This is a genomic window from Mycobacterium sp. pUA109 (assembly GCF_041287095.1).
In the GTDB taxonomy this organism is placed as follows: domain Bacteria; phylum Actinomycetota; class Actinomycetes; order Mycobacteriales; family Mycobacteriaceae; genus Mycobacterium.
Map to the genome: position 1 here is coordinate 1 of NZ_JBGGKS010000046.1, position 5436 is coordinate 5436.

The 5436-nt window shown below is 56.7% G+C and carries 3 rRNA genes; all 3 read right to left on the reverse strand.

The features are described 5' to 3' along the window. Positions 1-10 precede the first annotated feature (10 nt). The 3 genes from rrf to ACAG26_RS27555 all read right to left on the reverse strand — a co-directional run bounded on the left by rrf (position 11) and on the right by ACAG26_RS27555 (position 5269). Positions 11-123 (reverse strand): 5S ribosomal RNA (gene rrf, locus ACAG26_RS27545). Between the two features lie 116 nt (positions 124-239). Next, positions 240-3352: ribosomal RNA gene (locus tag ACAG26_RS27550) — 23S ribosomal RNA — on the reverse strand. 395 nt (positions 3353-3747) lie between these two features. Next, positions 3748-5269 (reverse strand): 16S ribosomal RNA (locus ACAG26_RS27555). Together the 16S, 23S and 5S rRNA genes form the textbook arrangement of a ribosomal RNA operon. Positions 5270-5436 lie beyond the last annotated feature (167 nt).

The window sequence follows — 5436 nt, forward strand, 5'->3', positions numbered from 1 at the left end:
TTTAATGTGTGTTCGGCGGTGTCCTACTTTTCCACCCGGGTGGGTAGTATCATCGGCGCTGGCAGGCTTAGCTTCCGGGTTCGGGATGGGTCCGGGCGTTTCCCTGTCGCTATTACCGCCGTAACTCTATTTATTTTGTGGTGGGGGGGTTGGGGGGGTTTGTGTGTCCCCGTGTGCCCCCCGTGGTGGTTGTTTTGGTGGTGGGGTGTGGTGTGTGTGGTGTGGTTGCGAGGTGTTGTGTTGGTAAGTTTTCGGCCGGTTAGTGCCAGTTCCCTGAACACCTTGCGGTGCGTGTAGGTCTGGTCTATCGATCCCGTGGTCTGCGGGGGGCCTTATCCCACTAAATGGGTGAGAAGCCTGGTCTTGGAAGAGGTTTCCCGCTTAGATGCTTTCAGCGGTTATCCTGTCCGAACGTGGCTATCCAGCGGTGCCCCTGGTGGGACAACTGGTGGACCAGAGGTTCGTCCGTCCCGGTCCTCTCGTACTAGGGACAGGTTTCCTCAAGCTTCTGACGCGCGCGGCGGATAGAGACCGAACTGTCTCACGACGTTCTAAACCCAGCTCGCGTGCCGCTTTAATGGGCGAACAGCCCAACCCTTGGGACCTGCTCCAGCCCCAGGATGCGACGAGCCGACATCGAGGTGCCAAACCATCCCGTCGATATGGACTCTTGGGGAAGATCAGCCTGTTATCCCCGGGGTACCTTTTATCCGTTGAGCGACACCCCTTCCACTCGGGGGTGCCGGATCACTAGTCCCGACTTTCGTCCCTGCTTGACATGTCCGTCTCGCAGTCAAGCTCCCTTGTGCACTTGCACTCAACACCTGATTGCCGTCCAGGTTGAGGGAACCTTTGGGCGCCTCCGTTACATTTTAGGAGGCAACCGCCCCAGTTAAACTACCCGCCAGGCACTGTCCCTGAACCCGGTTCAGGGTTCGAGGTTAGAGGTCCAATACGATCAGAGTGGTATTTCAACAACGACTCCACCCACACTGGCGTGCGAGTTTCACAGTCTCCCACCTATCCTACACAAACCGTATCGAACATCAATACCAAGTTGTAGTGAAGGTCCCGGGGTCTTTTCGTCCTGCCGCGCGTAACGAGCATCTTTACTCGTAGTGCAATTTCGCCGAGTCTATGGTTGAGACAGTTGAGAAGTCGTTACGCCATTCGTGCAGGTCGGAACTTACCCGACAAGGAATTTCGCTACCTTAGGATGGTTATAGTTACCACCGCCGTTTACTGGGGCTTAAATTCTCAGCTTCGCGGACGAATCCGCTAACCGGTCCTCTTAACCTTCCAGCACCGGGCAGGCGTCAGTCCGTATACCTCGTCTTGCGACTTCGCACGGACCTGTGTTTTTAGTAAACAGTCGCTTCTCACTGGTTTCTGCGACCGGATCCCGCTCCCACCGCAAGGGTGTTCACGATAGTCCGGTCCCCCTTCTCCCGAAGTTACGGGGGCATTTTGCCGAGTTCCTTAACCATAGTTATCTCGTACGCCTTGGTATTCTCTACCTGACCACCTGTGTCGGTTTGGGGTACGGGCCGTGTGTGAACTCGCTAGAGGCTTTTCTCGGCAGCATAGGATCACCGAATTCACCTCATCCGGTTATGCATCACCTCTCGGAATATATGAACGACGGATTTGCCTATCGTTCTTCCTACCGGCTTGCCCCAGTATTACCACTGACTGGTACGGCTACCTTCCTGCGTCACCCCATCGCTTGACTACTACCCACCCGGGTCCCACGCAGCCAGCAGTCGTCGCACCCCGAAGGGATTGATCGACCACCTTTTGGGTGGTTAGCAGAATGGATTCATCAGGGACGCGCACACACGGGTACGGGAATATCAACCCGTTGTCCATCGACTACGCCTGTCGGCCTCGCCTTAGGTCCCGACTCACCCTGGGCGGACTGGCCTGGCCCAGGAACCCTTGGTCTTTCGGCGGGCAAGGTTCTCACTTGCCTTATCGCTACTCATGCCTGCATTCTCACTCCCCACACCTCCACCACACCATCACTAGGTGGCTTCACCGGTGAGGGGACGCTCCCCTACCCAACAATAAATTGTTGCCGCGGCTTCGGCGGTGTGCTTGAGCCCCGCTACATTATCGGCGCACAATCACTTGACCAGTGAGCTATTACGCACTCTTTCAAGGGTGGCTGCTTCTAAGCCAACCTCCTGGTTGTCTTCGCGACTGCACATCCTTTTCCACTTAGCACACGCTTAGGGGCCTTAGCCGGCGATCTGGGCTGTTTCCCTCTCGACGCACGGAGCTTATCCCCCGCCGTCTCACTGCCACACTTCACACACCGGCATTCGGAGTTTGGCTGACGTCAGTAACCTAGTAGGGCCCATCGGCCATCCAGTAGCTCTACCTCCGGCGTGAAACATGCAACGCTGCACCTAAATGCATTTCGGGGAGAACCAGCTATCACGGAGTTTGATTGGCCTTTCACCCCTACCCACAACTCATCCCCTCAGTCTTCAACCTAAGTGGGTTCGGGCCTCCACGCGGTCTTACCCGCGCTTCACCCTGGCCATGGGTAGATCACTCCGCTTCGGGTCCACAACACGCCACTACACCCCCAACGGGGATACGCCCTATTCAGACTCGCTTTCGCTACGGCTACCCCACCCGGGTTAACCTCGCGACGTGCCGGTGACTCGCAGGCTCATTCTTCAAAAGGCACGCCATCACCCCACCACAAGGGAGGGCTCTGACGGATTGTAGGCACACGGTTTCAGGTACTCTTTCACTCCCCTCCCGGGGTACTTTTCACCATTCCCTCACGGTACTAATCCGCTATCGGTCATCGGGAAGTATTCAGGCTTACCGGGTGGTCCCGGCAGATTCACAGCAGATTCCACGGGCCCGCTGCTACTCGGGAAAATATCGCAAGACAGGTATCGGGTTTTCACGTACCGGGCTCTCACCGTCTACGGCAGACCATCCCAGGCCACTTCCGCTAACCACAACACTTTCTCACTGCCCTCCAGGCAGGTAGACCCAGACACGACACTCCCACAACACCACACACACAACCCCTACCCGGTATCACATGCGCGCGGTTTAGCCATCCTCCGCTTTCGCTCGCCACTACTCACGGAATCACACTTGTTTTCTTCTCCTACGGGTACTGAGATGTTTCACTTCCCCGCGTTCCCCCCACACACCTATACATTCAGCGTGTGGTGACACGACATCACTCGTGCCGGGTTTCCCCATTCGGACATCCTCGGATCAACGCTCGGTTGACAACTCCCCGAGGCATATCGCAGCCTCCCACGTCCTTCATCGGCTCCCGATGCCAAGGCATCCACCATGCGCCCTAACACACTTACAAACACAAAAACCAAAAGCATATTTCTCGAAGAAACAATTGCACCAACAAACAACACCCACCACCCACACAGGGTAAACAGGCCTTGCTCGCTAGATGCTCGCAACCACTATCCACAACTCAAACACCACACCCCACCACCAAGTGTGAGGCGACAACACACCCACCCCCACCAAGGGAGCCGCACCCCAAACCAGGAGCGCCACGGGCCTGTTGTCTCAGGACCCAACAGTGTGCCTGGCAGCCACCACCAACCCACCCGAAAGGCGAGCCGATGACGGTTCGTTGTTGCGTACTTCATTGCACCACCGGACAACCCACTACAGGCGCCGGCGAAAAATCTCCCAACCGTCGACATCCCGCGGATACGGGGACGGGGGAACAATGGTGCTCCTTAGAAAGGAGGTGATCCAGCCGCACCTTCCGGTACGGCTACCTTGTTACGACTTCGTCCCAATCGCCGATCCCACCTTCGACAGCTCCCTCCACAAGGGTTAGGCCACTGGCTTCGGGTGTTACCGACTTTCATGACGTGACGGGCGGTGTGTACAAGGCCCGGGAACGTATTCACCGCAGCGTTGCTGATCTGCGATTACTAGCGACTCCGACTTCACGGGGTCGAGTTGCAGACCCCGATCCGAACTGAGACCGGCTTTAAAGGATTCGCTTAACCTCACGGCATCGCAGCCCTTTGTACCGGCCATTGTAGCATGTGTGAAGCCCTGGACATAAGGGGCATGATGACTTGACGTCATCCCCACCTTCCTCCGAGTTGACCCCGGCAGTCTCCCATGAGTCCCCGCCATCACGCGCTGGCAACATGGAACAAGGGTTGCGCTCGTTGCGGGACTTAACCCAACATCTCACGACACGAGCTGACGACAGCCATGCACCACCTGCACACAGGCCACAAGGGAACCACTATCTCTACTGGCGTCCTGTGCATGTCAAACCCAGGTAAGGTTCTTCGCGTTGCATCGAATTAATCCACATGCTCCGCCGCTTGTGCGGGCCCCCGTCAATTCCTTTGAGTTTTAGCCTTGCGGCCGTACTCCCCAGGCGGGGTACTTAATGCGTTAGCTACGGCACGGATCCCTAAGGAAGGAAACCCACACCTAGTACCCACCGTTTACGGCGTGGACTACCAGGGTATCTAATCCTGTTCGCTCCCCACGCTTTCGCTCCTCAGCGTCAGTTACTGCCCAGAGACCCGCCTTCGCCACCGGTGTTCCTCCTGATATCTGCGCATTCCACCGCTACACCAGGAATTCCAGTCTCCCCTACAGTACTCCAGTCTGCCCGTATCGCCCGCACGCCCACAGTTAAGCTGTGAGTTTTCACGAACAACGCGACAAACCACCTACGAGCTCTTTACGCCCAGTAATTCCGGACAACGCTCGCACCCTACGTATTACCGCGGCTGCTGGCACGTAGTTGGCCGGTGCTTCTTCTACGCCTACCGTCACTTCCGCTTCGTCGGCGTTGAAAGAGGTTTACAACCCGAAGGCCGTCATCCCCCACGCGGCGTCGCTGCATCAGGCTTGCGCCCATTGTGCAATATTCCCCACTGCTGCCTCCCGTAGGAGTCTGGGCCGTATCTCAGTCCCAGTGTGGCCGGACACCCTCTCAGGCCGGCTACCCGTCGTCGCCTTGGTAGGCCATCACCCCACCAACAAGCTGATAGGCCGCGGGCCCATCCCACACCGCTACAAAACGCTTTCCACCACACACCATGCAGCATGTAGTCCTATCCGGTATTAGACCCAGTTTCCCAGGCTTATCCCAGAGTGCAGGGCAGATCACCCACGTGTTACTCACCCGTTCGCCACTCGAGCACCCCGAAGGGCCTTTCCGTTCGACTTGCATGTGTTAAGCACGCCGCCAGCGTTCGTCCTGAGCCAGGATCAAACTCTCCAAACAAAACCTCAAAAAGGCCAATTCAGAAAAATACCTGACAACATCAGACAACAAACATCTGACACAAAAAACACCACACCCCCAACCACGGGGCAGTCAAAGGCATGGCAAAAAACAACAACAAACAAAAACCACCAAACACACTATTGAGTTCTCAAACAACACACCCG